The sequence below is a fragment of the Pseudomonas sp. 3HC3 genome (genome assembly GCF_044904505.1).
GTDB classification, from domain to species: domain Bacteria; phylum Pseudomonadota; class Gammaproteobacteria; order Pseudomonadales; family Pseudomonadaceae; genus Aquipseudomonas; species Aquipseudomonas putida_Y.
This window is the reverse complement of record NZ_JADDRH010000027.1, coordinates 1-25,293: the sequence shown is the minus strand read 5'-3', so window position 1 is coordinate 25,293 and position 25,293 is coordinate 1. Positions and strand designations below refer to the sequence as shown.

The 25,293-nt window shown below is 60.7% G+C and carries 28 protein-coding genes and 1 tRNA gene; 5 read left to right on the top strand and 24 right to left on the bottom strand.

The window, feature by feature from the left end:
- Positions 1-40 precede the first annotated feature (40 nt).
- The 18 genes from bamB to trmJ form a co-directional block, all read right to left on the bottom strand.
- On the bottom strand, positions 41-1,183 hold the full coding sequence (bamB, locus tag INQ47_RS24120) for an outer membrane protein assembly factor BamB (protein WP_021781779.1): 1,143 nt from the start codon (positions 1,181-1,183) through the stop codon (positions 41-43).
- The gene (locus INQ47_RS24115) at positions 1,184-1,825 is read right to left on the bottom strand and encodes a tetratricopeptide repeat protein (protein ID WP_176685535.1); all 642 of its coding nucleotides are present in this window, start codon (positions 1,823-1,825) and stop codon (positions 1,184-1,186) included.
- A gap of 39 nt (positions 1,826-1,864) precedes the next feature.
- Complete coding sequence (gene hisS, locus INQ47_RS24110) at positions 1,865-3,154, bottom strand: histidine--tRNA ligase (protein ID WP_392514448.1); 1,290 nt, start codon at positions 3,152-3,154, stop codon at positions 1,865-1,867.
- 25 nt (positions 3,155-3,179) lie between these two features.
- On the bottom strand, positions 3,180-4,289 hold the full coding sequence (gene ispG, locus INQ47_RS24105) for a flavodoxin-dependent (E)-4-hydroxy-3-methylbut-2-enyl-diphosphate synthase (protein ID WP_021781776.1): 1,110 nt from the start codon (positions 4,287-4,289) through the stop codon (positions 3,180-3,182).
- Between the two features lie 3 nt (positions 4,290-4,292).
- A complete protein-coding gene (locus tag INQ47_RS24100) occupies positions 4,293-5,297 on the bottom strand; it encodes a RodZ domain-containing protein (protein ID WP_404702782.1) in 1,005 nt (334 codons plus the stop codon).
- Positions 5,294-6,052: a type IV pilus biogenesis/stability protein PilW gene (gene pilW / locus INQ47_RS24095; RefSeq protein ID WP_176685532.1), complete on the bottom strand. Its 759-nt coding sequence runs from the start codon at positions 6,050-6,052 to the stop codon at positions 5,294-5,296. The genes INQ47_RS24100 and pilW overlap by 4 nt, the downstream gene beginning before the upstream one ends.
- 14 nt (positions 6,053-6,066) lie before the next feature.
- Positions 6,067-7,212, bottom strand: coding sequence for a 23S rRNA (adenine(2503)-C(2))-methyltransferase RlmN (gene rlmN, locus INQ47_RS24090; RefSeq protein ID WP_021781773.1), 1,146 nt, complete (start codon positions 7,210-7,212; stop codon positions 6,067-6,069).
- Between the two features lie 28 nt (positions 7,213-7,240).
- Positions 7,241-7,666 carry a nucleoside-diphosphate kinase gene (ndk, locus tag INQ47_RS24085; RefSeq protein ID WP_003248526.1) on the bottom strand — a complete coding sequence of 142 codons (426 nt, stop codon included), beginning with the start codon at positions 7,664-7,666 and terminating at the stop codon, positions 7,241-7,243.
- 88 nt (positions 7,667-7,754) lie between these two features.
- Complete coding sequence (gene iscX, locus INQ47_RS24080; RefSeq protein WP_003248529.1) at positions 7,755-7,955, bottom strand: Fe-S cluster assembly protein IscX; 201 nt, start codon at positions 7,953-7,955, stop codon at positions 7,755-7,757.
- A 10-nt stretch (positions 7,956-7,965) separates the two neighbouring features.
- A complete protein-coding gene (gene fdx / locus INQ47_RS24075; RefSeq protein ID WP_252459017.1) occupies positions 7,966-8,307 on the bottom strand; it encodes an ISC system 2Fe-2S type ferredoxin in 342 nt (113 codons plus the stop codon).
- A 3-nt stretch (positions 8,308-8,310) separates the two neighbouring features.
- Positions 8,311-10,173, bottom strand: a complete 1,863-nt coding sequence (gene hscA / locus INQ47_RS24070; RefSeq protein WP_021781771.1) for a Fe-S protein assembly chaperone HscA — start codon at positions 10,171-10,173, stop codon at positions 8,311-8,313.
- 43 nt (positions 10,174-10,216) lie between these two features.
- Positions 10,217-10,738 carry a co-chaperone HscB gene (gene hscB / locus INQ47_RS24065; protein WP_209967925.1) on the bottom strand — a complete coding sequence of 174 codons (522 nt, stop codon included), beginning with the start codon at positions 10,736-10,738 and terminating at the stop codon, positions 10,217-10,219.
- An 8-nt stretch (positions 10,739-10,746) separates the two neighbouring features.
- Positions 10,747-11,070 carry an iron-sulfur cluster assembly protein IscA gene (iscA, locus tag INQ47_RS24060; RefSeq protein ID WP_003248536.1) on the bottom strand — a complete coding sequence of 108 codons (324 nt, stop codon included), beginning with the start codon at positions 11,068-11,070 and terminating at the stop codon, positions 10,747-10,749.
- A gap of 28 nt (positions 11,071-11,098) precedes the next feature.
- The gene (gene iscU / locus INQ47_RS24055) at positions 11,099-11,485 is read right to left on the bottom strand and encodes a Fe-S cluster assembly scaffold IscU (protein WP_003248539.1); all 387 of its coding nucleotides are present in this window, start codon (positions 11,483-11,485) and stop codon (positions 11,099-11,101) included.
- Positions 11,486-11,531: 46 nt separating this feature from the next.
- A complete protein-coding gene (locus tag INQ47_RS24050; RefSeq protein WP_021781769.1) occupies positions 11,532-12,746 on the bottom strand; it encodes an IscS subfamily cysteine desulfurase in 1,215 nt (404 codons plus the stop codon).
- Between the two features lie 45 nt (positions 12,747-12,791).
- Entirely contained in the window at positions 12,792-13,283 is a 492-nt protein-coding gene (gene iscR, locus INQ47_RS24045) for a Fe-S cluster assembly transcriptional regulator IscR (RefSeq protein WP_003248542.1), read from the bottom strand.
- A gap of 179 nt (positions 13,284-13,462) precedes the next feature.
- Complete coding sequence (cysE, locus tag INQ47_RS24040; RefSeq protein WP_404702781.1) at positions 13,463-14,248, bottom strand: serine O-acetyltransferase; 786 nt, start codon at positions 14,246-14,248, stop codon at positions 13,463-13,465.
- A gap of 3 nt (positions 14,249-14,251) precedes the next feature.
- A complete protein-coding gene (trmJ, locus tag INQ47_RS24035; protein ID WP_004576300.1) occupies positions 14,252-15,007 on the bottom strand; it encodes a tRNA (cytosine(32)/uridine(32)-2'-O)-methyltransferase TrmJ in 756 nt (251 codons plus the stop codon).
- Positions 15,008-15,158: 151 nt separating this feature from the next.
- On the opposite strand from trmJ, the gene suhB reads away from it, so the two are divergent.
- Positions 15,159-15,977: an inositol-phosphate phosphatase gene (gene suhB, locus INQ47_RS24030; protein WP_003248548.1), complete on the top strand. Its 819-nt coding sequence runs from the start codon at positions 15,159-15,161 to the stop codon at positions 15,975-15,977.
- Positions 15,978-16,143: 166 nt separating this feature from the next.
- Here the strand turns inward: suhB and INQ47_RS24025 are convergent, their stop codons facing one another.
- The 6 genes from INQ47_RS24025 to queA all read right to left on the bottom strand — a co-directional run bounded on the left by INQ47_RS24025 (position 16,144) and on the right by queA (position 22,207).
- Positions 16,144-16,686, bottom strand: coding sequence for a glycine zipper 2TM domain-containing protein (locus INQ47_RS24025; protein WP_010952063.1), 543 nt, complete (start codon positions 16,684-16,686; stop codon positions 16,144-16,146).
- A gap of 119 nt (positions 16,687-16,805) precedes the next feature.
- A complete protein-coding gene (gene secF / locus INQ47_RS24020; RefSeq protein ID WP_209967929.1) occupies positions 16,806-17,714 on the bottom strand; it encodes a protein translocase subunit SecF in 909 nt (302 codons plus the stop codon).
- A 10-nt stretch (positions 17,715-17,724) separates the two neighbouring features.
- Positions 17,725-19,587, bottom strand: a complete 1,863-nt coding sequence (secD, locus tag INQ47_RS24015; protein ID WP_404702780.1) for a protein translocase subunit SecD — start codon at positions 19,585-19,587, stop codon at positions 17,725-17,727.
- Positions 19,588-19,649: 62 nt separating this feature from the next.
- On the bottom strand, positions 19,650-19,985 hold the full coding sequence (gene yajC, locus INQ47_RS24010; RefSeq protein WP_003248556.1) for a preprotein translocase subunit YajC: 336 nt from the start codon (positions 19,983-19,985) through the stop codon (positions 19,650-19,652).
- Between the two features lie 42 nt (positions 19,986-20,027).
- Positions 20,028-21,143, bottom strand: a complete 1,116-nt coding sequence (tgt, locus tag INQ47_RS24005; RefSeq protein WP_014589748.1) for a tRNA guanosine(34) transglycosylase Tgt — start codon at positions 21,141-21,143, stop codon at positions 20,028-20,030.
- 14 nt (positions 21,144-21,157) lie between these two features.
- Complete coding sequence (gene queA, locus INQ47_RS24000; protein WP_021781763.1) at positions 21,158-22,207, bottom strand: tRNA preQ1(34) S-adenosylmethionine ribosyltransferase-isomerase QueA; 1,050 nt, start codon at positions 22,205-22,207, stop codon at positions 21,158-21,160.
- Between the two features lie 105 nt (positions 22,208-22,312).
- On the opposite strand from queA, the gene INQ47_RS23995 reads away from it, so the two are divergent.
- The 4 genes from INQ47_RS23995 (at position 22,313) to INQ47_RS23980 (ending at position 25,156) form a co-directional block, all read left to right on the top strand.
- A tRNA-Leu gene (locus tag INQ47_RS23995) sits at positions 22,313-22,397 on the top strand.
- Between the two features lie 207 nt (positions 22,398-22,604).
- Positions 22,605-23,813, top strand: a complete 1,209-nt coding sequence (locus INQ47_RS23990) for a tyrosine-type recombinase/integrase (RefSeq protein WP_404702779.1) — start codon at positions 22,605-22,607, stop codon at positions 23,811-23,813.
- A gap of 21 nt (positions 23,814-23,834) precedes the next feature.
- Positions 23,835-24,800: a DUF6387 family protein gene (locus tag INQ47_RS23985; protein WP_404702778.1), complete on the top strand. Its 966-nt coding sequence runs from the start codon at positions 23,835-23,837 to the stop codon at positions 24,798-24,800.
- A 131-nt stretch (positions 24,801-24,931) separates the two neighbouring features.
- The gene (locus INQ47_RS23980; RefSeq protein ID WP_404702777.1) at positions 24,932-25,156 is read left to right on the top strand and encodes a helix-turn-helix transcriptional regulator; all 225 of its coding nucleotides are present in this window, start codon (positions 24,932-24,934) and stop codon (positions 25,154-25,156) included.
- Positions 25,157-25,293: the final 137 nt, after the last annotated feature.

Here is a 25,293-nt window from a genome sequence, read left to right as displayed (position 1 = left end):
ACGCCGCGACTTGAAGCCGGTCAAGGCTCCAAGCATAGCTTCAGCGGATGGTCAGTGCCTCGAGCTTGCCGCTGTTGCCGAAGACATAGATGGTGTCGCCGACCACAAGTGGGCGGGCGCGCAGACCATCGCTGTCAATGCGCTCACGGCCAACAAAACGGCCATCGACCTGGCTGAGCAAGTGCAGGTAACCTTCGAAGTCCCCTACCGCTACATAGCTGGAGAACACTTCAGGCGCGGTCAGTTGGCGACGCGCCATCGAGTCGTTGGTCCACAGGGCACTGGAAGAACGCTCATCGATACCCTCGACCGAGCCAGAAGCCTCGCTCACATAGACGTTACCGAAGCCCTGGGCGACACCCACGTAGCTGGAGGCATCGCGCTGCCACAGCTCGCGGCCGCTTTCCAGGTCCAGGCCAGCAACGCGCCCCTGGTAAGTGCTGACGTACAAGATACCACCGGACAGCAGCAGGCCGCCGTCAATGTCGACCACACGGTCCAGCTCGGAACGGCCCTGCGGGATGGCCACACGGCTTTCCCACACCGGCACACCGTTGTTGATGTCCACCGCCACAACCTTGCCGGTAGACAGGCCGGCAACAGCCAGGCGGTTGGTGGCGATCGGTGCACCGGTGCCACGCAGCGTCAGCACGGCCGGGGAGTTCTCGTAGATCCAACGGCGGTCGCCAGTGGCGGCATCCAGGCCAATCAGGCGGTCGTCCTGGGTCTGCACCACCACCACGTCACCGTTGTTGGCAGGCGGGGCCAGCACTTCGCTGGTCACGCGCGAGCGCCAACGCTCTTCACCGGTGCTGGAGTCCAGGGCAATGACTTCACCCTTGAGGGTACCGAGCATGACCAGGCCGTAGCCCACGCCCACTGCGCCGGAAACCTTCAGCTCCAGGTCCTTCTTCCACACCACGTCACCGGTGATGCGATCGAGGGCATAGACTTCGCCGTTGACGTCGGAAGCGTAGATGCGGTCGTTCTCGATGGCCGGGACCAGGGTGTTGTAGGTTTCACCCTGGCCGTCACCGATCGAACGGCTCCACTGCTTCTTCAGCACCACTTCCTCGGTGAACTTGGTCAGCTCGGCCGGGGGCAGTTCCTTCTTGCTGTTGCTGCTGCAACCTGCGGCCAATACGGCCAGGGTCAGCACTGCTGCATGTTTCCAACCGATCACTTACGCGTCCCCTTTAGCCAGGTCATCCAGCTTCAATTGCAAGCCACCGACCGCTGCGTCATCGGACAGCGCGGCCTTGGCTTTTTCGTAAGCGCTGTGTGCGTCGTCGGCGCGACCCAGCTGAACCAGCAGGTCACCTTTCAACTCTTCACGGCTGGCCAGAAAGGCCTTGTCGGCGTCGCCGTCGAGCAGCTTCAGGGCATCCTCGGCCTTGTTCTGGGCTGCCAGTACACGCGCCAGACGCTGACGCGAAATCTCGCCCAGAGTGACGTCGGCCGGATTGTCCAGCACGCTTTTCAGCTCGGCTGCGGCGTCATCGAGTTTGCCGCTGTCGACCGCGACCTTGGCCACGAACAGGCTGCCGTACTGGGCGTAAGCGGTGCCGCCAAACTCGCTTTTGAGCTTGCCGGCCAGCTCCGCGACCTTGGTGGTGTCCGGCTGACCGGTCGGTGTCAGGCTGGTTTCAATCAACGCCTGATACAACTGCGAGGCACCTTGCGACTGGTTGTTCTGGTACTTGTGCCAGGTATTCCAGCCCAACACCACCACGCCAGCCAGCAATGCCCCGGTCAGCAGCGGCTTGCCGTTGCGGCTCCACCAGTCCTTGATCCCTGCCAGGTCATCATCATCGGTACTCGACACCCCAATACTCCTTTTCGCCTATTCGCTTGTTGAACCGCGTTACGCCTGCGCGATCGCGGTTTCCAGGTGCTCTGCAAGAGCATCCCAGGCAATGTTCTGTTGTTCGCCCTGGCCGCGCAGGGGTTTCAAGCCGATTTCTTGCTTGGCCAGCTCGTCGTCGCCGAGGATCAGGGCGAACAGTGCACCGCTCTTGTCGGCTTTCTTGAACTGGCTCTTGAAGCTGCCACCACCGGCGTTGACGGCCAGGCGCAGGCCCGGCAAGCGGTCGCGCAGGCCTTCGGACAGGCGCAGGCCGGCCAGTTCCGCCTGCTCGCCAAAGGCGCACAGGTACACGTCGATCTGGCGGCTGATGGACTCAGGCACCTTACCCAGGGTTTCCAACAGCAGGATCAGGCGCTCGATGCCCATGGCGAAACCAACGCCAGTGGTCGGCTTACCACCCATCTGTTCGACCAAGCCGTCGTAACGGCCACCCGCGCACACGGTGCCCTGGGCGCCGAGCTTGTCGGTTACCCACTCGAACACGGTCTTGCTGTAATAGTCCAGGCCACGTACCAGCTTGGTGTTGATCACGAACGGAATACCGGCGGCGTCCAGGCGGGCCTTGAGGCCCTCGAAGTGCACGCGCGATTCTTCGTCCAGGTAGTCTTCCAGCTTCGGCGCGCCGACCAGCACCGCCTGGGTGTTCTGGTCCTTGCTGTCGAGAATGCGCAACGGGTTGCTCTTCAGGCGACGCTGGCTGTCTTCGTCCAACTGCTCCAGACGCGCTGAAAGGAACTCGACCAGCGCATCTCGGTAGCGTGCGCGAGCTTCACTGGTGCCCAGGCTGTTGAGCTCGAGCTTGACCGCGTCCTGGATGCCCAACTGGCCCCACAGGCGCCAAGTCAACATGATCAGCTCGGCATCGATGTCCGGGCCGTCCAGGTTGAACACTTCCACGCCAATCTGGTGGAACTGGCGGTAACGGCCCTTCTGCGGGCGCTCGTGGCGGAACATCTGGCCGATGTACCACAGCTTCTGCACCTGACCGTTGCCGGTGATGCCGTGCTCGAGCACCGCTCGCACGCAGGCAGCGGTGCCTTCAGGGCGCAGGGTCAGCGAGTCGCCGTTGCGGTCCTCGAAGGTGTACATCTCTTTTTCGACGATGTCGGTCACTTCACCGATCGAGCGTTTGAACAGCTCGGTGAACTCGACGATCGGCGTGCGGATCTGGCTGTACCCGTAGGTGTCCAGCAGGCCGGCCACGGTGCCTTCGAAGTAGCGCCACAGCGGCGACTGTTCTGGCAGGATGTCGTTCATGCCACGGATGGCTTGCAGCGATTTGCTCACGAAAAGTCCTTACAAATTCGGTGTGTCAGCCACGGACGATCAGCGCCGCGTCGGCTTCGGCCTTTTCGGCCGCTTTCTGGCGGATGAGCTTTTCCAGCTCATCGACCAGGTTGTCATTGGTCAGTTTCTGCGCAGGCTTGCCGTCGATGTAGATCAGGTTCGGCGTGCCGCCGGTCAACCCTACATGGGCTTCCTTGGCTTCACCCGGGCCGTTGACCACGCAACCGATCACCGCCACATCCAGCGGCACCAGCAGGTCTTCCAGACGCCCTTCCAGCTCGTTCATGGTCTTGACCACATCGAAGTTCTGCCGCGAGCAGCTCGGGCAGGCAATGAAGTTGATGCCACGCGAGCGCAGATGCAGCGACTTGAGGATGTCGTAGCCGACTTTCACTTCTTCGACCGGGTCGGCCGCCAGCGAGATACGGATGGTATCGCCAATACCTTCGGCCAGCAGCATACCGAGGCCGACGGCGGACTTCACCGTCCCCGAACGCAGGCCACCGGCTTCAGTGATGCCCAGGTGCAGCGGTTGTACGATCTGCTTGGCCAGCAGACGGTAGGCTTCGACAGCCATGAACACGTCCGAGGCCTTGACGCTGACCTTGAAGTCCTGGAAATCCAGGCGGTCGAGATGTTCGACGTGGCGCAGCGCCGACTCGACCAGCGCGGCCGGGGTCGGTTCGCCGTACTTCTTCTGCAGGTCTTTTTCCAGCGAACCGGCGTTGACCCCGATACGAATCGGAATGCCGCGGTCGCGAGCGGCATCGACCACGGCGCGCACACGGTCTTCACGGCCGATGTTGCCCGGGTTGATACGCAGGCAATCAACGCCCAGCTCGGCAACGCGCAGGGCGATCTTGTAGTCGAAATGGATGTCGGCGACCAGCGGCACGCTGACCAGTTGCTTGATCTTGCCAAAAGCTTCGGCGGCGTCCATGTCCGGTACCGAGACCCGCACGATATCCACGCCAGCATCGACCAGACGCTGGATTTGCGCCACGGTAGCAGCGACATCGTTGGTGTCGGTGTTGGTCATGCTCTGCACCGCGATGGGCGCATCACCGCCCACCGGCACATTGCCAACCCAGATTTTGCGGGATTCGCGACGTTTGATCGGAGATTCGCCGTGCATGACTTACTGTCCCAACTTCAGGCGAGCAGTCTCGCCACTGGTGAACGGAGCAACATCGACGGCCTGGCCGTTGTAGCTGACCTGAGCGCCCCGGGCAAAGCCCAGGCGTACCGCGAATGGCGGCTTGCCGGTCAGCTCGAGGTTGTCCCCCTTGCGCTTGATGGCGCTGAACAGCACCTTGCCGTTGCCGTCGCTGACCTGGGTCCAGCAATCGGCGGTGAACTGGATGGCGACCTTGGCACTGCCAGCCGGCACCGCGGCAGGCTCAGCGGCGGACGGTGCCGGTGCAGCAGCGGCCTGTACCGGGGGCGTAACCGGAGCAGGCGAAGCAGCAGGTGCGGGTTGCGCAGGCGCTTGCTGTGCCGGAGCAGGCGCTGCGGCAATGGCTGGTTCCGAGCTTACCGGCGCCTGTTCAGCGGCAGCAGGCTGCTCGGCAGCGCCTTGCTCCAGCGCCAGCGGTGCACTTTCAGCTTGCTGGCCAACGGAAACGGCCTGGTCTTCAGGCTCATCGAGCGGGTGAATCTGTGTAGTGCCGTCGGCGCTTTCGACCTCAACGTGCTCCAGGGCAATCTTGGCCAGCTCCTTGCCCCGCAGGCTGCCCTGGTCCTGCCACCAGAAAAAGCCACCACCGACAACAGCCACCAGCAACAACAGGCTGACGCCGCGCAGGATGTTGTGCGACAGCCGCACAGGCTCTTCGATACGGCCCAGCGAATGCACGTCGCTGCCTTTGGCGTGGGTACCGGTGTAGCGGTCGAAGGCATCTACCAGGGCGGCCTGGTCGAGGTCCATCAGCTTGGCGTAGGCGCGAATGTAGCCACGAGCGAAAGTATGCCCGGGCAGCTTGTCGAAGGCGCCGGTTTCCACGTGGTTCAACGAACTGACAGTGAGGTTGAGCTTGCGGGCCACCTCGGCTTGAGACCAGTCCCGTTTCTCACGGGCCAGGCGCAAAAGCTCACCGGGGTTCTGGCCAGGCGCTACTGCTACTTCGGGATGCGCGGCGTTCATCGTTGCTCCGACAGGTATTGCTGGTATTCCGGCGTACCGGGATAAAGTCGTTGTAATTGCTGGCCCAATTCGGCCAGTGCGCCCTGCTCGTCGAACACCCTGGCAAGGCGGCTGCCCAGCAGCAGGCTACGGGCGTCGTGGTCGCTCAACTGGCTGAAACGATCGTAGTAGTCCCGGGCCGGCACATAATGCCTGTTTTCGTAGGACAACTCAGCCATTTCCAGCAACGCTTTTGGTTGGTGCTGGTTGAGTTGTAACGCTTTCAACAGATACGCGTGCGCCTGATCGCGTCGTTCGAGCTTCAGGGCGGTCAGGCCCAGATTTTCATACACGCGTGAGCGCTCAGGATACAGGGTATCGGCACTGGCCAGGCGAAACATCTGCTTGGCCTCGGCAAATCGCCCCTGAGCATAAAGGAAACTGCCGTAATTGTTGCGAATTCGCGTGTCACCGCGACTTATCAGCAAGGCCTTGCGAAAGTGTGCTTCGGCCAGCGCCGGCTCACCTTCGGCTTGAAACACTACCGCCAGTGCCGCGTGCGCGTCGACATCCTGGTCATCCAGTGCCAGGGCCTTGCCCAGCGGCGCCTTGGCCTGTTCGGTCAATCCTTGTTGCAAATAACCCAAGCCAAGCTGTACATAAGCCCGCCCCGCCTCCACCCTGCCCTGGCGGCTGGCCAAGGGGTCGCTCGCGCCGCCTGACACGCAGCCGGCCAGCAGCGAAAGCGCAAGGATCGACGCGGCGCGCAGGCTCATGGGCAAGGTCCCTGTCAGTGGCTGGCGGCGCTGTCTGGCAGCTCGACGTCCGCAGAAAGCTGGCGAACAGCAATGTAGCGCTCACTACGGCGGGTACGGTCATTGACCTGACCGACCAGCTGGCCACATGCAGCATCGATATCGTCGCCGCGCGTGGTACGGGTGGTGACGTTGAAGCCACCGTGGTGCAGCAGATCCTGGAAGCGACGAATGGCGTTGTTGCTCGGTCGCTCGTAACCCGAATGCGGGAACGGGTTGAACGGGATCAGGTTGATCTTGCAGGGTACATCGCGCAACAGTTCGATCATCTGCGCGGCATGCTCGGGTTGGTCGTTGACGTCCTTGAGCAGGGTGTACTCGATGGTGAGCACGCGCTTGCCGCCCAAGGTGGACATGTAGCCCATGCACGATTCCAGCAGCATCTTCAGCGGGTACTTCTTGTTGATCGGCACCAGCTTGTTGCGCAGTTCGTCGTTCGGCGCGTGCAGCGACAGGGCCAGCGACACGTCGATGTGCTTGGCCAGTTCGTCGATCATCGGCACCACGCCCGAGGTGGACAAGGTGACACGACGCTTGGAAATGCCATAGCCAAGGTCATCCATCATGATTTTCATGGCGGCAATGACGTTGTCGAAATTCAGCAAAGGCTCGCCCATGCCCATCATGACCACGTTGGTAATCGCGCGGTCGACTTTGGCAGGAACGGTCCCGAAGGATTTGTTGGCAAGCCACACCTGGCCGATCACTTCGGCGGCAGTGAGGTTGCTGTTGAAGCCTTGCTTGCCGGTGGAGCAGAAGCTGCAGTCCAGGGCACAGCCGGCTTGCGACGATACGCACAGGGTGCCACGGTCGTCGGTTGGAATATAGACGGTCTCGACGCAGCTGCCGGAGGCAACGCGGATCACCCATTTGCGGGTGCCGTCGGCGGAAATGTCTTCACTGACCACTTCCGGCGGGCGAATCTCGGCAACGGCCTCGAGCTTTTCGCGCAAGACCTTGCCTACGTTGGTCATGGCCGCAAAGTCGGACACGCCAAAATGGTGAATCCATTTCATCACCTGGCCGGCACGGAAGCGCTTCTCCCCGATAGAGTCGAAGAATTGTTCCATTTCCGGCTGGGTCAGACCCAACAGGTTGATTTTGCCAGTAGATGTCGTCATGGATTCACCCTCACCCGTAAGCTTTCGCTTAGCGAGTGGTTACCTCGGTAGCAGCGAAGAAGTAAGCGATTTCGCGAGCAGCAGCAGCTTCGGAGTCCGAACCGTGAACGGCGTTGGCGTCGATCGACTCGGCGAAGTCAGCACGGATGGTGCCGGCAGCAGCTTCTTTAGGGTTGGTAGCGCCCATCAGCTCACGGTTCTTGGCGATGGCGTTCTCGCCTTCCAGAACCTGGACAACGACCGGACCGGAAGTCATGAAGGCAACCAGGTCACCGAAGAAGCCGCGCTCGCTGTGCTCAGCGTAGAAGCCTTCGGCTTCGGCTTTGGACAGTTGCTTCATTTTCGAGGCAACGATTTTCAGGCCGGCTTCTTCGAAGCGAGTGGTGATCTTGCCGATGACGTTTTTGGCAACAGCGTCAGGCTTGATGATGGAGAAAGTACGTTGAACAGCCATGGAAAACTCCAGAATATGAGTGTTACGAAAAATTAAACCCGCGAATTATACGCGGGTTCCGGGGGATTGCCTAACCTGCAAGTGACGCTTAGTCGGCTTCGTCGATCCAGGCGGCCTGGATTGCCTCGAGCACTTTCTCACCGCCGCGTGACGGATCGTCGCTGAACTCGGGCAATGCCAGCACCCAGCGGTGCAGGTCCACGAAATTCACATAACGAGGATCGACCTCAGGCTTGCTTTCTGCAAGCTGGATTGCGATCTCAAGTACATCAACCCATTTCAGACTCATGTACAGGCCCTCAGTGCGGTGCTTCGGCAGCGTGGTTGAGCGAATACTTGGGGATCTCGATGGTCAGGTCTTCGTCAGCGACGACCACCTGACAGCCAAGGCGCGACTGCGCCTCCAGGCCCCAGGCTTTGTCCAGCATGTCCTCTTCCAGTTCGTCAGCCTCTTCGAGCGAATCGAAGCCCTTGCGCACGATGCAGTGGCAAGTAGTACAGGCCTTGACGCCGCCGCAGGCACTTTCCATCTCGATGTGATGGTCGTGGGCCAGCTCCAGGATGTTGGTCCCGGGCTTGACCTCCACGGTCAGCCCCTCGGGGCAGAACTTCTCATGCGGCAGGAATGTCACCAGCGGCATCGATTACTCCTCGATCTCATTCAGGTTGCGCCCGGCCAGTGCGGCTTTGACCGTCGAATCAAGGCGACGGGCGGCAAATGCATCGGTCACTTGCGACAGACGCTTGGTCTGTTGCTCGATGGCTGCGCCATCGGTGCCGGCCAGCAAATCACGTAGTTCTTGCATCTGGAATTCGATGGCGTCGCGCTCGTCACTGCTGAGCAGGCGCTCGCCGTCGGCGTCCAGGGCGCCCTGTACCGCTTCGAGCAGCCGCTCGCCATCTACCTGATGCTCTCGCAGCTGGCGGGCGTGCTTGTCGGAACCGGCGTGTTCGAAGGAGTCTTTGAGCATGCGGGCGATTTCGCCGTCGGTCAGACCGTAGGACGGCTTGACCTGAATGCTGGCTTCCACGCCCGAACCCAGCTCGCGGGCAGCGACGCTGAGCAGGCCATCGGCATCCACCTGGAAGGTGACGCGGATTTTCGCAGCACCGGCAACCATGGCAGGAATGCCGCGCAGCTCGAAGCGGGCCAGCGAACGGCAGTCGCTGATCAGCTCGCGCTCGCCCTGCAGCACGTGGATCATCATGGCCGACTGGCCATCTTTGTACGTGGTGAACTCCTGAGCGCGGGCCACTGGAATGGTGGTGTTACGCGGGATCACCTTCTCCATCAGCCCGCCCATGGTCTCAAGACCAAGCGACAGCGGGATGACATCGAGCAGCAGCAGCTCGCCACCTTCGCGGCGGTTGCCGGCCAGGGTGTCGGCCTGGATGGCGGCACCGATGGCCACCACCTGGTCTGGGTCGATCGAGGTCAGCGGGGTACGCCCGAACAGCGCACCCACGGCCTCACGCACACGCGGCACGCGGGTCGAACCACCGACCATGACCACGGCGCTGACTTCTTCCAGCTCAACACCACTGTCGCGCACGGCGCGGCGGCAAGCCTTCAGGCTGCGGGCAACCAGTGGTTCGATCATGGCTTCGAAGGCGCTACGGGTCAGCTCACCGTGCCAGGCACCGTGGCTGACGTTGACCACGTCAGCATCGGTCAGGGCTTCCTTGGCGGCGCAGGCGGTTTGCAGCAGCGCGCGCTGGGTAGCCGGGTCCAGATCGGACGACAGGCCAGCCTGCTCGATGATCCAGCCAGCAATAGCATGGTCGAAGTCATCACCACCCAGAGCGGTATCACCGCCGGTGGCCAGTACTTCGAATACACCAGCGGTCAGCCGCAGAATTGAAATATCGAAAGTGCCGCCGCCCAGATCATAGATGGCCACCACGCCTTCGGCGTTCTGGTCCAGGCCGTAGGCTACGGCGGCCGCAGTCGGTTCGTTGAGCAGGCGCAGCACGTTCAGGCCGGCCAGACGCGCAGCGTCTTTGGTAGCCTGACGCTGGGCGTCATCGAAATAGGCCGGCACGGTGATCACCGCGCCCACCAACTCGCCACCCAAGGTGGCTTCGGCACGCTCGCGCAACACCTTCAGGATGTCGGCAGACACTTCCACAGGGCTTTTCGGCCCCTGCACAGTGTCGATGAACGGCATGTGCGATTCACCACCCACAAAACGGTATGGCAGTTGCTCGCCCAGCTGCTTGACGTCGGCCAGGCCGCGCCCCATCAGGCGCTTGACCGACAGCACGGTGTTAAACGGGTCGCTGGAGGCAGCATCACGCGCGGCCTGCCCCACTTCGATGCGCCCTTCGAGGTAGCGCACCGCGGACGGCAGAATGACGTTACCCTGCGCATCGGGCAGGGGCTCGCTACGGCCGCTGCGCAAAGCAGCAACCATTGAGTTGGTGGTGCCCAGGTCGATCCCAACCGCCAGGCGGCGCTGGTGCGGCTGAGGGCTTTGACCGGGTTCGGCAATCTGCAGTAGGGCCATGCTTATCTGAATACCTTAGGTGCCATCACGGGCAGCACCGGGGTTAATCGTCGAGGCGCTCTTCCAGTTGGCGCACTTCTTGGGCGAGCTTGTCGAGGAACTGCATGCGGCGCATCAGGCGTTCAGCCTTGTCGCGCTCGCCTGGGGCATCCCAGCAGCCGGCAAAGTCCTCATTCAGCGTGTCCTGGGCAACCTTCAGGCGCTTCTTGAACACGCCTACACCATCAAGGTCGGCTTCATCCTGCAGTTCTTCGAGCTCTTCACGCCACTGCATCTGCTGCAGCAGGAAGTCAGGGTCGTGGACCGTGACTTCCTGAGGCACTTCGTGGCCGCTGATGGCCAGCAGGTAGCGCGCACGCCGCGGCGCACTGCGCAGCGTCTGGTAAGCGTCGTTGAGGGCCGCGGATTTTTCCAGCGCTATACGCTGCTCACGCTCGGAGGCGTCGGCAAAGCGATCAGGATGGACTTCGCGGGCCAGCTCGCGATAGCGAGTGGCCAGCTTGTCGAGATCCAGACGGAAGCTTGGCTGGAGGTCAAACAATGCGTAATGACAAGGAGTACCCACAGCCAGCCTCAAACGTTGAAGCTTTCGCCGCAGCCACACTCACCGCGCACGTTGGGGTTGTTGAACTTGAAGCCTTCGTTCAACCCTTCCTTGACGAAATCCAGCTCGGTGCCATCGAGGTAGACCAGGCTCTTGGGATCGATGATCACCTTGACGCCATGGTTCTCGAACACCTGGTCTTCGTCCGCCAGTTCGTCGACGAATTCCAGCACGTAGGCCAGACCCGAGCAACCGGTGGTGCGCACGCCCAGGCGAATGCCCTCACCTTTGCCGCGCCCGTCGAGGGAACGGCGAATGTGGTTGGCGGCGGCTTCTGTCATGCTGATAGCCATCAGAACTCCTTACCTTGCAACAGGCGACTTAGATCAAGCCTTTCTTCTGCTTGTAGTCGCGTACGGCTGCCTTGATGGCATCCTCGGCGAGTACCGAGCAGTGGATCTTGACCGGCGGCAACGCCAGTTCTTCGGCCAGCTGGGTGTTCTTGATGGTTTCGGCCTCGTCCAGGGTCTTGCCCTTCATCCACTCGGTGGCGAGGGAGCTGGAAGCGATGGCCGAGCCGCAGCCATAGGTCTTGAACTTGGCGTCTTCGATAACGCCCTGCTCGTTGACCTTGATCTGCAGGCGCATCACGTCACCGCAGGCCGGGGCGCCGACCATGCCGGTGCCGACATCCGGGTCTTCGGCATTCATCTTGCCGACGTTGCGCGGGTTTTCGTAGTGGTCGATGACCTTTTCACTGTATGCCATGGTGCAATTCCTTCCTCATCAGGGAGCCGCTCTTGCCGGCGACTGCTTAGTGGGCGGCCCACTCGATCTTGGAGATGTCAACGCCGTCTTTGTACATATCCCACAGCGGCGACAGTTCACGCAGTTTGTTGACAGCCTCGCAGACTTTCTGCGCGGCGTAGTCGACTTCTTCTTCGGTGGTGAATCGGCCAAAGGAGAAGCGGATCGAGCTGTGCGCCAGCTCGTCGTTACGGCCCAGAGCACGCAGTACGTAAGACGGCTCGAGCGACGCGGAGGTACAGGCCGAACCGGACGATACGGCGATGTCTTTCAGCGACATCAGCAGCGATTCGCCTTCGACGTAGTTGAAGCTCAGGTTCAGGTTGTGCGGTACACGTGCAGTCTGGCTGCCATTGACGTACAGCTCTTCAAGGTTTGAGACCTGCTTGAAGAAGCGGTCGCTCAGGGCCTTGATGCGTGCGTTTTCTGCAACCATTTCCTGCTTGGCAATGGCGAAGGCTTCGCCCATGCCGACGATCTGGTGGGTCGGCAAGGTGCCCGAACGCATGCCGCGCTCATGACCGCCGCCGTGAATGATGGCTTCCAGGCGTACACGCGGCTTGCGGCTGACGTACAGTGCGCCGATGCCTTTCGGGCCATAGACCTTGTGCGCCGAGAACGACATCAGGTCGACCTTCAGCTTTTGCAGGTCGATTTCGACCTTGCCGGCCGACTGGGCGGCGTCGACATGGAACAGCACGCCGCGCGAACGGGTCAGTTCACCGATGGCGGCAATGTCGTTGATCGAGCCGACTTCGTTGTTCACGTGCATCAGCGAGACCAGGATGGTGTCGTCGCGCAGCGCCGCCTCTACCATGGCCGGGGTGACGATGCCGTCTTCGCCTGGTTCCAGGTAGGTGACTTCAAAACCTTCGCGCTCCAGCTGGCGAGCGGTATCCAGGACCGCCTTGTGCTCGATCTTGGAGGTAATGATGTGCTTGCCCTTGGTCTGATAGAAGTGCGCGACACCTTTGAGTGCGAGGTTGTCGGACTCGGTTGCACCGCTGGTCCAGACGATTTCGCGCGGATCGGCATTGATCAGCTCGGCAACCTGGCGGCGACCGTTTTCCACCGCCTCCTCGGCTTTCCAGCCAAAGACGTGGGAGCGCGAGGCCGGGTTACCGAAGTTCCCGTCGACCAGCAAGCAGTCGGCCATCTTCTGGGCCACGCGTGGGTCGACCGGAGTGGTCGCGGAGTAATCGAGGTAGATCGGCAACTTCATTTGTCTCTCCTATCAGGCGGTGGCGTCGCTCGTCGTCCCAAGGGGTCAATCGACGGCAGACGTCTCAATCTTGTCCAGCTGGGCGGTTCGTCCTGCGACACGCCGCAGGTCCTGGCGCTGGGCGACTTCCTGCACATCACGGCGCTTGACGAGGTCGGCCAGGCTTATGCCGCTGAGGAATTCATGGATCTGCTGGCTGAGGTCGCACCACAGGTGGTGGGTCAGGCAGGTATCACCGGCATGGCAGTCCCCGAGCCCCTGGCAACGGGTGGCATCGACCGATTCGTTGACCGCGTCGATGACCTGGGCCACCTGGATGGTTTCCATGCCCCGCGACAGCTGGTAGCCACCGCCTGGACCGCGCACGCTGGAAACCAGGCTGCTGCGGCGCAGCTTGGCGAACAGCTGCTCCAGATAAGAGAGGGAAATGCCCTGGCGCTCGGAAATATCGGCCAAAGACACCGGCCCATGCTTCGCGTGCAACGCCAGGTCGAGCATGGCGGTCACAGCGTATCGGCCTTTGGTAGTCAGTCGCATGGCTATTGGGTACCACGGGAGTTTCGGGATGTGTGCGAGTATGCGATTCCCGAGCATTTAAGTCAACTATTAGACCTACTGCTTTAGTCGGGTTTGCATCAGGGAGGCGGGCGCGATTGTAGCAGACGAGGGGCGTGAGCACACGCCCCGCATGTCTACATGATTTCAGTACGGCGCGATCAATGCGACTGAGTGTCGCGCTGGGCCACCTGAGCAACCTCGGTGAACTCGTCCTCCGGCAAGGCCGGCAGTTCTTTGGCACAATAGTCACTGCCCATCTTGGTCAGCGCGCCACACATACCCTCCAACCGTTCGTCGACGGCCTGCAGATGATCGAGCATCTGGCCGATGGCCCGCGCGACCGGGTCGGGCATGTCGCCGCTGACACCGTAGGCATCAAAGCCGATCTTCTCGGCCATTGCCTTACGCTTGGCTTCGACTTCAGTGTCCTCGCTCTTGACGATGATCCGCCCTGGAATGCCTACCGCCGTAGCCCCGGCCGGCACTGCCTTGGTGACCACCGCATTGGAACCGATCTTGGCCCCGGCGCCGACGGTGAAAGGCCCCAGGACCTTGGCACCCGCCCCTACCACCACGCCATTCTCCAAGGTGGGGTGGCGTTTGCCTTTGTTCCAGCTGGTACCACCGAGCGTCACACCCTGGTACAGGGTGACGTCATCGCCGATCTCGGCGGTTTCGCCAATGACGATGCCCATACCGTGGTCGATGAAAAAGCGCCGGCCAATGGTGGCGCCAGGGTGGATTTCGATACCGGTCAGCCAGCGACCGAAATTCGACACCAGCCGGGCCAGCCATTTGAAATCACGCCTCCACAGCGCATTGCCTAGGCGATGCAGCCAGATGGCATGCATGCCGGGGTAGCAGGTGAGCACCTCGAAGGCATTGCGCGCAGCCGGGTCACGGTGGAATACGCTTTGAATATCTTCACGCAGGCGTTCGAACATCTGTCAGTCCTTCCGTTTATGCGGCTCGCCCCGGACCACTTTCTGGGTCTCGGTGAGGATGCCGCGCAAAATGCTCATTTCCGAACGCTCGACCGCCACCCGCCCATACAACCGGCGCAAGCGCGGCATCAGGTGCTTGGGCTTTTCGGGGTCGAGGAAGCCGATGCCCACCAGGGTTTTCTCCAAGTGGTCGTAGAACAGCTCCATTTCATCCATGGTCGCCAGCTCAGCGGCGTCAACCTTTTCGACTTTTCCCGGCGCCTCACCAGCAGCCAGCCAGGCCATACGCACCTCGTAGGAGAGCACCTGCACGGCAGCAGCCAGGTTCAACGAACTGAAGTCGGGGTTGGAGGGAATGTGCACGTGGAAGTGACATCGCTGCAGTTCTTCGTTGGTCAGGCCGGCGTGCTCACGCCCGAACACCAAGGCGATTTCCTCGCCGCCATTGGCATGCTCCACCGCCTTGGCACCGCATTCACGCGGGCCGATCAACGGCCAGGGAATGCTGCGCTCGCGGGCGCTGGTGCCCATCACCAGGTTGCAGCCGACCAGTGCCTGTTCGAGGCTGTCGACCACCTGAGCGTTATCCAGCACATCGTCGGCGCCCGAAGCACGGGCACTGGCATCCACGGCGGGGAATTCTTTCGGCTGCACCAGCACCAGACGCGACAAGCCCATGTTTTTCATGGCACGTGCAGCGCCGCCGATGTTGCCGGGGTGGCTGGTATTGACCAGAACAACACGAATATTTTGCAGCAAGGTGTTGTGCTCACAGATGCAGGAATCAGGGCCTTCGATCTTACAGAACCGACAGACGTAACGCCACGAAAGCAAATGTGACACTTCTGCCGCCAAAGTTTTCTGCTAGAATGATCGGCTTTCTTCTTTAACATCTCCAGGTGACCCGCCCATGCAGCCTATGCTGAATATCGCCCTGCGCGCCGCTCGCAGCGCCAGTGAACTGATTTTCCGCTCCATCGAACGCCTGGATAGCATCAAGGTCGATGAGAAAGAGGCCAAGGACTACGTTTCCGAAGTCGATCGCGCCGCCGAGCAAAGCATCGTCAATGCCCTGCGCAAGGCCTACCCTAACCACTCCATCCAGGGCGAGGAAACCGGTCTGCACGCGGGTAGCGGCGAAGAAGGCAAGGATTACCTGTGGATCATCGATCCGCTGGACGGCACCACCAACTTCCTGCGCGGCATCCCGCACTTCGCAGTCAGCATCGCCTGCAAATACCGCGGCCGCCTTGAGCACGCCGTGATCGTCGACCCGGTTCGCCAGGAAGAATTCACCGCCAGCCGGGGCCGTGGCGCCCAACTCAACGGCCGCCGCCTGCGCGTCAGCTCGCGTACAAGCCTGGAAGGCGCCCTGCTGGGCACCGGCTTCCCGTTCCGTGACGGCCAGATGGCTGACATGGACAACTACCTGGGCATGTTCCGCGCCTTGACCGGCCAGACCGCCGGCATCCGCCGCGCCGGCTCCGCCAGCCTGGACCTGGCCTACGTGGCCGCTGGCCGCTTCGACGCCTTCTGGGAGTCGGGCCTGTCCGAATGGGACATGGCAGCTGGCGTGCTGCTGATCCAGGAAGCCGGTGGCCTGGTGAGCGACTTCAACGGCGGCCACGACTTCCTCGACAAAGGCCACATCGTTGCAGGCAACATCAAGTGCTTCAAGGCGGTACTGACTGCCATCCAGCCACACCTGCCAGAAAGCATGAAGCGCTAAGCGCAGATTGCCGGCAAACAAAAAGCACCTCTCGAGGTGCTTTTTTGTGCTTGGTGGTTTGCGTTGCCTGTGCCGGCCTCTTCGCGGGTAAACCCGCTCCTACACGGATCGCATGCCCCTGTAGGAGCGGGTTTACCCGCGAAGAGGCCGGCACAGGCAACGCAAATTACTGACCAGCCTCGCTCAGGATCAACTTGCCATTCTTGTCCAACGGAATGGTCGACCCCGGTTCGCGATCCATCTTCACCTTGCCTACCTGATCACCGATGGAATAGGTCACGTTGTAGCCCACTACCTTCTCGCTGATGTCGTTGACCGTGTTGCAGCGGGTTTGCGTGGTTGTGTAGGTATCACGCTCCTGCATGCCTTCCTGCACCTTGTTCCCCGCATAACCACCACCGACCGCACCGGCCACCGTGGCAATCTTCTTGCCGGTACCGCCACCAATCTGGTTACCCAACAGACCACCTGCCAACGCACCGACTACGGTACCGGCAATCTGGTGTTGATCCTTGACCGGCGCTTGGCGCGTCACAGTCACGTCCTTGCAAACTTCACGCGGGGTTTTCACCTGCTGCTTGATCGGCTGCACGTCAGTCACCTGGGCGACTTCGGGGCCTTTGTTCACCAAGCTGTAGGTCGCCACAGCACCTCCGGCAGTTACACCGACAGCACCCAGCACCGCACCCACCAGCATTGATTTATTCACGTGAACCTCCTGATCGTACCAGCGGGCATGAACCCGCGCTTCTCCCAGCCTTGGAGCAAAAAAAAAGGCGCGAGTTCAACACTCGCGCCTTTTCACCGCCAGGCGGCGCAGGGAAGAACTTACGGACGTTCGTCCACACCCTCGGCCTTGACCGGCGGAATGAGATCTTCGCTGCTCAGGTTCAGCCAGATCAGTACCACGTTGGCGATATAGATCGACGAGTAAGTACCGGCCATGACACCAATGAACAGTGCCAGTGAGAAACCGAACAGGTTGTCACCCCCGAAGAACAGCAACGAGGCGATGGCCAGCAGGGTCGAAACCGAAGTGGCGACGGTACGCAGCAGGGTCTGGGTGGTGGAAATGTTGATGTTCTCGATCAGTGAGGCTTTGCGCATCACGCGGAAGTTCTCGCGCACCCGGTCGAATACAACAATGGTGTCGTTCAGCGAGTAACCGATGATCGCCAGCACCGCCGCCAGCACCGTCAGGTCGAAGGTGATCTGGAAGAAAGACAGGATACCCAGCGTTACGACCACGTCGTGGATCAGCGAAACGATCGCCCCCACGGCGAACTTCCACTGGAAGCGGAACGCCAGGTAGATGAGGATGCCGCCCAGGGCCAGGAGCATGCCCAAGCCGCCCTGGTCACGCAGTTCTTCACCCACTTGCGGGCCGACGAACTCGACGCGCTTGACCTTGGCCGGGTTGTCGCCGCCAACCTTCTGCAGGGCTTCGGCCACTTTGTTACCCAGCATCGGGTCGTCGCCAGGCATGCGCACCAGCAGGTCGGTGGTAGCACCGAAGCTCTGAACCACAGCTTCGTGGAAGCCGGAATTGACCAGCTCGGCACGCACAGCCTTGACGTCGGCCGGGCGTTCATAGGTCAACTCGATCAGCGTGCCCCCGGTGAAGTCCAGCCCGAGGTTCAGGCCCTTTTGCCACCAGCTGAACAGTGCCAGTACGGTGAGGAGCACGGTGACGGCGAACGCGACTTTGCGCACGCCCATGAAATTGATGGTTTTCATCGCAGCTCCCTCAAACCCACAGCTTCTTGATGTCACGCCCGCCACAGGTCAGGTTGACCAATGCACGGGTCACCATGATGGCAGTGAACATCGAGGTGAAAATCCCGAGGGACATGGTGACCGCAAAGCCTTTGACCGGGCCGGTACCCATGGCAAACAGGATGCCGCCGACCAACAGAGTGGTCAGGTTGGCGTCGACGATTGCCGAGTAGGCGCGATTGAAGCCTTCATGGATGGCGCGCTGCACCGACATGCCAGCAGCGATCTCTTCGCGAATACGCGAGAAGATCAGCACGTTGGCGTCCACTGCCATACCCATGGTCAACACGATGCCGGCGATCCCCGGCAGGGTCAGCGTGGCCCCCAGCAGTGACATCAACGCCAGCAGCAGCACCATGTTGCCCGCCAGGGCGATGGTGGCCAGCACACCGAAGGCGCGGTAGATGGCAATGATGAACAGAGAGACAAACAACATGCCCCACAGCGACGCGTCGATACCCTTGGTGATGTTGTCGGCACCCAGGCTTGGGCCAATGGTACGTTCTTCAGCGAAGTACATCGGGGCGGCCAGGCCGCCGGCACGCAGCAGCAGTGCCAGTTCCGAAGATTCGCCCTGGCCGTTCAGGCCGGTGATGCGGAACTGGCTGCCCAGCGGCGACTGGATGGTCGCCAGGCTGATGATTTTCTTCTCTTCCACGAAGCTTTGTACGGCGACGTCCTTCTCGACGCCACCGACAGTCTGCTTGACGTAGCGGGTGACTGGCTTCTGCTCGATAAAGATCACCGCCATGCTACGGCCGACGTTGCTACGGGTAGCACGGCTCATCAGCTCGCCACCGTGACCATCCAGGCGGATGTTCACCTGCGGGCGACCATGCTCGTCAAAGCTGGCCTGGGCGTCGGTAACCTGGTCACCGGTGATGATCAGGCCACGCTCGACGGCAGCGGAGCGGCCGCCTTCACGGAACTCGAACACCTCGGTGGTGGCCTTGGACGCGCCCGGTTCGGCACCGAAGCGGAACTCCAGGTTGGCCGTTTTACCGAGGATACGCTTGGCTTCGGCAGTGTCCTGCACGCCAGGCAGCTCGACCACGATACGGTTGGCGCCCTGGCGCTGTACCAGCGGCTCGGCCACACCCAACTCGTTCACGCGGTTGCGCACGGTGGTGAGGTTCTGCTTGATCGAGTATTCGCGGATCTCGGCGACTTTCGCCTGGGTCAGCGCCAGACGCAGCACCGCAAGCTCGTTGCGCTCGGTGGTGGTCAGGTCGAAATCATTGAAATTCTTGCGGATCAGGGCACGTGCCTGTTCGCGGGCAGCATCGTCAGCGAAGCCCAGCATGATGCCGCCATCCTGCTGAGGCAGGCTGCGGTAGCGGATGCGCTCTTTGCGCAGCAAGGTCTTGACCTCGCCTTCGTAGACTTTCATGCGGGCAGTCATGGCCTTGTCCATGTCCACTTCCAGCAGGAAGTGCACACCACCGGACAGGTCCAGGCCCAGTTTCATCGGGCTTGCACCCAGGTTGCGCAGCCATTTCGGGGTAGTCTGGGCCAGGTTCAGGGCCACGACGTAGTCATCGCCCAGTGCCTTGCGCACTACATCCTTGGCTGGCAACTGGTCTTCCTGATTGGTCAGACGGATCAGCCCGCTGCCCTTCTCACCCAGGCTTACACCCTTGACCGCGATCTTGGCATCGACCAGCGCCTTGCTGACGCGATCGAGGTCGGCCTGATTCACCTGCAGCGCCGAGCTGGCACCGCTGATCTGTACCGCCGGGTCATCCGGGTAGAGGTTGGGAGCGGAATAAATGAAACCGACCACCAGTACCAGCACGATCAGTGCATATTTCCACAGAGGATATTTGTTCAGCATCACGCCGCCCGTTCAAGACGCGGGGCGCGTTGCGCGCCCCGACTGGAAAAAAAACCGGTAACTCAGATAGCCTTGAGCGTACCTTTTGGCAGGGTCGCAGCAATGGCACCCTTCTGGAACTTCAGCTCGACAGTGTCGGACACTTCCAGCACCACGAAGTCATCGGAAACCTTGACGATCTTGCCAGCGATGCCGCCGTTGGTGACAACTTCGTCACCTTTCTGCAAGTTGCTCAGCAGGTTCTTCTGCTCTTTCGCGCGCTTGGCCTGCGGGCGCCAGATCATCAGATAGAAGATGACCAGGAAACCGACCAGGAAAATCCACTCGAAGCCGGTACCGGCTGGGCCAGCGGCAGGTGCTGCAGCGTCCGCGTATGCGGCGGGGATGAAGAAGCTCATTGGGCACTCCTAATGTAATTTTCTAATAATGGATGCGGACAGTCAGTCCAAGGGCGGTACAGGAAGCCCGCGCTTGGCGTAGAAGGCGTCGACAAAGGCGGCCAATTTACCCTGTTGAATAGCCTCGCGTAAACCGGCCATCAAGCGCTGATAATGGCGCAAGTTGTGGATGGTATTCAGCATGCTGCTCAGCATTTCGCCGCATTTGTCCAGATGATGGAGATAGGCGCGCGAGAAGTTGGTGCAGGTATAGCAGTCACAGGTCGGATCCAGCGGCGATTCATCGTGACGATGGAACGCGTTGCGGATCTTGATCACCCCTGTATCGACGAACAGATGACCGTTGCGCGCGTTACGCGTCGGCATCACGCAGTCGAACATGTCGACGCCGCGGCGCACACCCTCAACGAGATCTTCCGGTTTGCCTACCCCCATAAGGTAACGAGGTTTGTCAGCAGGCATCTGGCCCGGCAGGTAATCCAGCACCTTGATCATTTCGTGCTTGGGCTCGCCCACCGACAGGCCGCCAATGGCCAGGCCGTCGAAACCGATGTTCTCCAGGCCTTCCAGCGAGCGCATGCGCAGGTCCTGGTACATGCCGCCCTGGACAATGCCGAACAGCGCGGCGGTGTTGTCGGCGTGGGCGTTTTTCGAACGCTGGGCCCAGCGCAGCGACAGCTCCATGGAAGTGCGTGCCACATCGTGCTCGGCCGGGTACGGGGTGCACTCGTCGAAGATCATTACCACGTCCGAGCCCAGGTCACGCTGCACCTGCATCGACTCTTCCGGGCCCATGAACACCTTCGAGCCATCGACTGGCGAGGCGAAGGTCACGCCCTCTTCCTTGATCTTGCGCATGGCACCCAGGCTGAACACCTGGAAACCACCGGAGTCGGTGAGGATCGGGCCTTTCCACTGCATGAAATCGTGCAGGCCGTTGTGCTTCTTGATCACCTCGGTGCCTGGACGCAGCCACAAGTGGAAGGTGTTGCCAAGGATCATCTCGGCGCCGATGGCCTCGATATCGCGTGGCAGCATGCCCTTGACCGTGCCATAGGTACCCACCGGCATGAATGCCGGGGTTTCCACGGTGCCACGTGGGAAGGTGATGCGACCACGACGGGCCTTGCCGTCGGTGGCCAGCAGTTCGAAGGACATTCGACAGGTGCGACTCATGCTTGATCCTCGGGCCCGCGTGGCGCCGGATTGCGGGTGATGAACATGGCATCACCGTAACTGAAGAAGCGGTACCCGTGCTCGACCGCCGCTGCGTAGGCAGCCATGGTCTCGGGGTAGCCGGCGAAAGCCGAGACCAGCATCAGCAGCGTGGACTCCGGCAGATGGAAGTTGGTGACCAGGGCATCGACTACATGGAACGGGCGGCCCGGGTAGATGAAGATGTCGGTGTCGCCACTGAAGGCCTTGAGCACGCCATCACGCGCGGCGCTCTCCAGCGAACGCACACTGGTGGTGCCAACGGCGATCACCCGACCACCACGGGCACGGCAGGCCTCGATGGCATCGACCACATCCTGGCCCACTTCGAGCCACTCTTTATGCATGTGGTGGTCTTCGATCTTGTCGACACGCACCGGCTGGAAGGTGCCAGCGCCCACATGCAGGGTGACGAAGGCGCGTTCGACGCCCTTGGCTGCGATCTTTTCCAGCAGCGCCTCGTCAAAGTGCAGGCCTGCAGTAGGCGCGGCGACCGCACCGGCGCGCTGGGCGTACACGGTCTGGTAGCGCTCACGGTCGGCGCCCTCGTCCGGGCGGTCGATATAGGGCGGCAACGGCATATGACCGACACGGTCGAGCAACGGCAGCACCTCTTCGGTGAAACGAAGCTCGAACAGCGTGTCATGACGCGCGACCATTTCGGCCTCGCCACCGCCATCGATGAGGATGACCGCGCCTACCTTGGGCGCCTTGCTGGCGCGCACATGGGCCAGCACCCGGTGGCTGTCCAGCACGCGTTCGACCAGTACCTCCAGCTTGCCGCCGGAGGCTTTCTGGCCAAACAACCGCGCCGGGATCACCCGGGTGTTGTTGAACACCATCAAGTCGCCGGGGCGCAGATAGTCGAGCAAGTCGGGGAATTGCCGGTGCGCCAGCGCGCCGGTAGGCCCATCGAGCACCAGCAGACGGCTGCCATGGCGCTCTGCCAACGGGTGGCGGGCGATCAGGGAATCAGGGAGTTCGAAGGAAAAATCGGCGACGCGCATGATGATGTTCGGTTCGGCAGGGCCGGGAAGTTTAGCCCAATGTGTGAAAATTGACCATGAAAGCCGATTGACCGACCAGCGGCACCTCTTTATACTGCGCGCCACGCCCTGATGGCGGAATTGGTAGACGCGGCGGATTCAAAATCCGTTTTCGAAAGGAGTGGGAGTTCGAGTCTCCCTCGGGGCACCATCACATAGTTCCAAGCGGTCCCTACCAGACCCGGAACACCAAAGAAACCGGCCACTTGGCCGGTTTTTTTGTGCCCATCGTTCCCAGTGGTTCCCTTGAAAGCCCGCAAGTATGTGAGTAGATTTGTGAGTAGGACGAGTTCGGTCCAGAATCCTACTCACACACCGACCGCAATCCAGCGCGGTTCGGCACTGCAAGGGAATAGCCGTGGCGCTCACAGATACCGCCATCCGCACCGCCAAACCCCGCGACAAGCTCTATCGCCTCGCTGACGCCCAAGGCCTTTGCCTTGAGGTGACGACCGCTGGCGGGAAGCTATGGCGCCTTCGCTACCGATTCGAGGGCAAGGCCAAGATGCTGGGCCTGGGCGCCTATCCCGCTGTGACACTTGCCCAGGCACGCGAGCGCCGGGATGCCGCGCGAAAATTGCTGGCCCAGGACATAGACCCAAGCGCACATAAACAGCAGGAAAAGGCCGCTGCTGCTGCCCTGGTGCTGACGTTCGAAGTTCTGGCGCGGGAATGGTACGACTACAACCAGCCACGATGGGCGCCAGCCACCGCATCGAAAGCGCTGCAGTATCTGGAGTCGGACATATTCCCGGTGATTGGCAAACGGCCCGCTGCTGAGGTGCAACGCCCTGAGCTGGTCGACCTGGTGCGCAAGATCGAGCGGCGCGAGGCATTTAACGTCGCCCGTAAGGTTCGCCAGTGGCTGAGCCAGATATTTCGTTTCGGCTTGGCCAAGGGCGTGGTACCCGGCAACCCCGCCACCGATCTGGACGTGGTAGCCGCGCACGCCCCGCGCACTCGCCACCATCCGCACGTATCAGAAGGCGAACTCCCCGAGCTGCTGGAGAAACTGGACGCGGCCCAGTGCGATATCACCAGCAAGATCGCCATTCGCCTGCTACTGCTGACAGCAGTGCGACCCGGTGAGCTGCGGCTGGCACCCTGGGACGAGTTCGACCTGGAGTCAGCTACCTGGACGATCCCTGCAGCACGGATGAAGGCACGGCGCCCTCACATCGTCCCGCTCCCACGTCAGGCCGTAGTTCTGCTGCGTGCACTGCATGAGCTGACCGGCTCCTATCCCCTCGCCTTCCCTGGCCGCAATGATCGGTCTAGGCCAATGAGCGAGAACACAGTGAACAAGGCGCTTTCCACCATGGGATACGACGGGCGCCAGACTGGCCACGGTTTCCGTCATCTATTGAGCACAAGCCTGAATACCCGAGGCTACAACCGCGACTGGATCGAGCGGCAGCTGGCCCATGGCGATCAAGACTCGATCCGCGACACGTACAACCATGCACACTACCTGGATCAACGCCGCGCGATGATGCAGGCATGGGCCGACGTGATCGACGCACTGTGCGCGGGAGCCAACATTATCAGCATAGGGCGATCAGCCTAACCTTTGGACGAGGTATCAGACATGGCTAAGATTGACACCGTAAAAGATTTACCGACCTGGTTCGATCTGAACAACTACAAGGCGGTATCTGAATTTTCGGCAAAAGATTGGTTGTTTCACATTCAGTTACGAGCAACCATGCTCCCAATGCTGCCCATGCTCAAGCTTGATTATTTGGCGGCCATACCAAAGCTTCAAGAGCTTCGAAAATCCGGCTCTACGGAAGCTATGTACATTCTCGACATGGTGGACGTCCTCAATCAAGTTCGCGATAACCCCATCGATTGCTACCTGCCTGGTAACTTCTATTGGGATGCAGCACGCTTTGCTATTTCCAATGACGGCCTTGCCGATCAACGGTCCATAAAGCCGCTCACGCTTTACGACATGCTGCGCCAAAAAACATCTGATCAATTTTCCGTTGAAGACGGAGATGAGGATAGTTCAACCCTAACCCTATGGGACTACCTTGAAAATGAGGAACTATCTGCATATCCAGAAACCGAGATTGACTTAGATTTAGATGAGGAAGGCCAAAGCCTCACATTGACGGAGCTGCTTTCCAGGGAAGACAAATACGATCTTTTCTCACGCACACCACATATCGAGATAAAACTCGATAGGAAAATTAACGAGAAGTGGCATAACCCCGCAATCACCGTCGATCTTAACGCACCGGATGCTGCCATTCTTAAATCATTCAAAGAATGGCTGAAAAGAGAAAGAACCAATTCCCCGGAAGGTGCAGGCACCCCGAAAAAACCAGCATTTGACTGGTGGGGTGATTACGGTTTGCTGCCTTACCTAGACCTTTATTTGTGGTCTTTGGAGACTGACAACCACATCCCATATCGGGTAATGGCAAATGCAATCTCCGCCGATACGTTCGGCGAAGACCGTCTGCGGAAAACCGTGAAACCACTAGCCTCAGACCTAAGCACCTTGATAGATGGCTTGAAGCCTTTTGCTGCGGAAGATTTTGGCTAACCAAAAGATCCGGAATAAATTCACTCCCAATAAATTCCGGAACATTTTGATGGTAGGTATTTGGATCGAAAGCTAGTTTGATTACCTATTAAATCCATAGCCATCCAACCACGCCCACGGAGGCGCAGACGATGGCTACCCCTACCAACACCACCCCACCCGCTCGCCGCTTCATCAAGCGACAGGACGTTGAGTCGATCACCGGCCTGTCCTGCACTGAGATCTACCGCCGTATCGCCGCTGGCGCTTTCCCCAAACAAGTCACGCTCGGCCCTAAGTGCGTCGTGTGGATCGAGGCAGAGATTTACGCCTGGTGTGATGAGCAGATCGCAGCCAGCCGTGCCGAGGTGGCGTGATGACCTACCCGTAAGCGCTTCATAAACCCCACCTAACCAAAGATGGGCAGCGCACCTAGCTGTGTATTTGAGGTGTGCAATTCCATGGTAGTAGCGCTTCGTAGTCTTCCACTGAGCACGCCTGCGGCAGGCGTTCC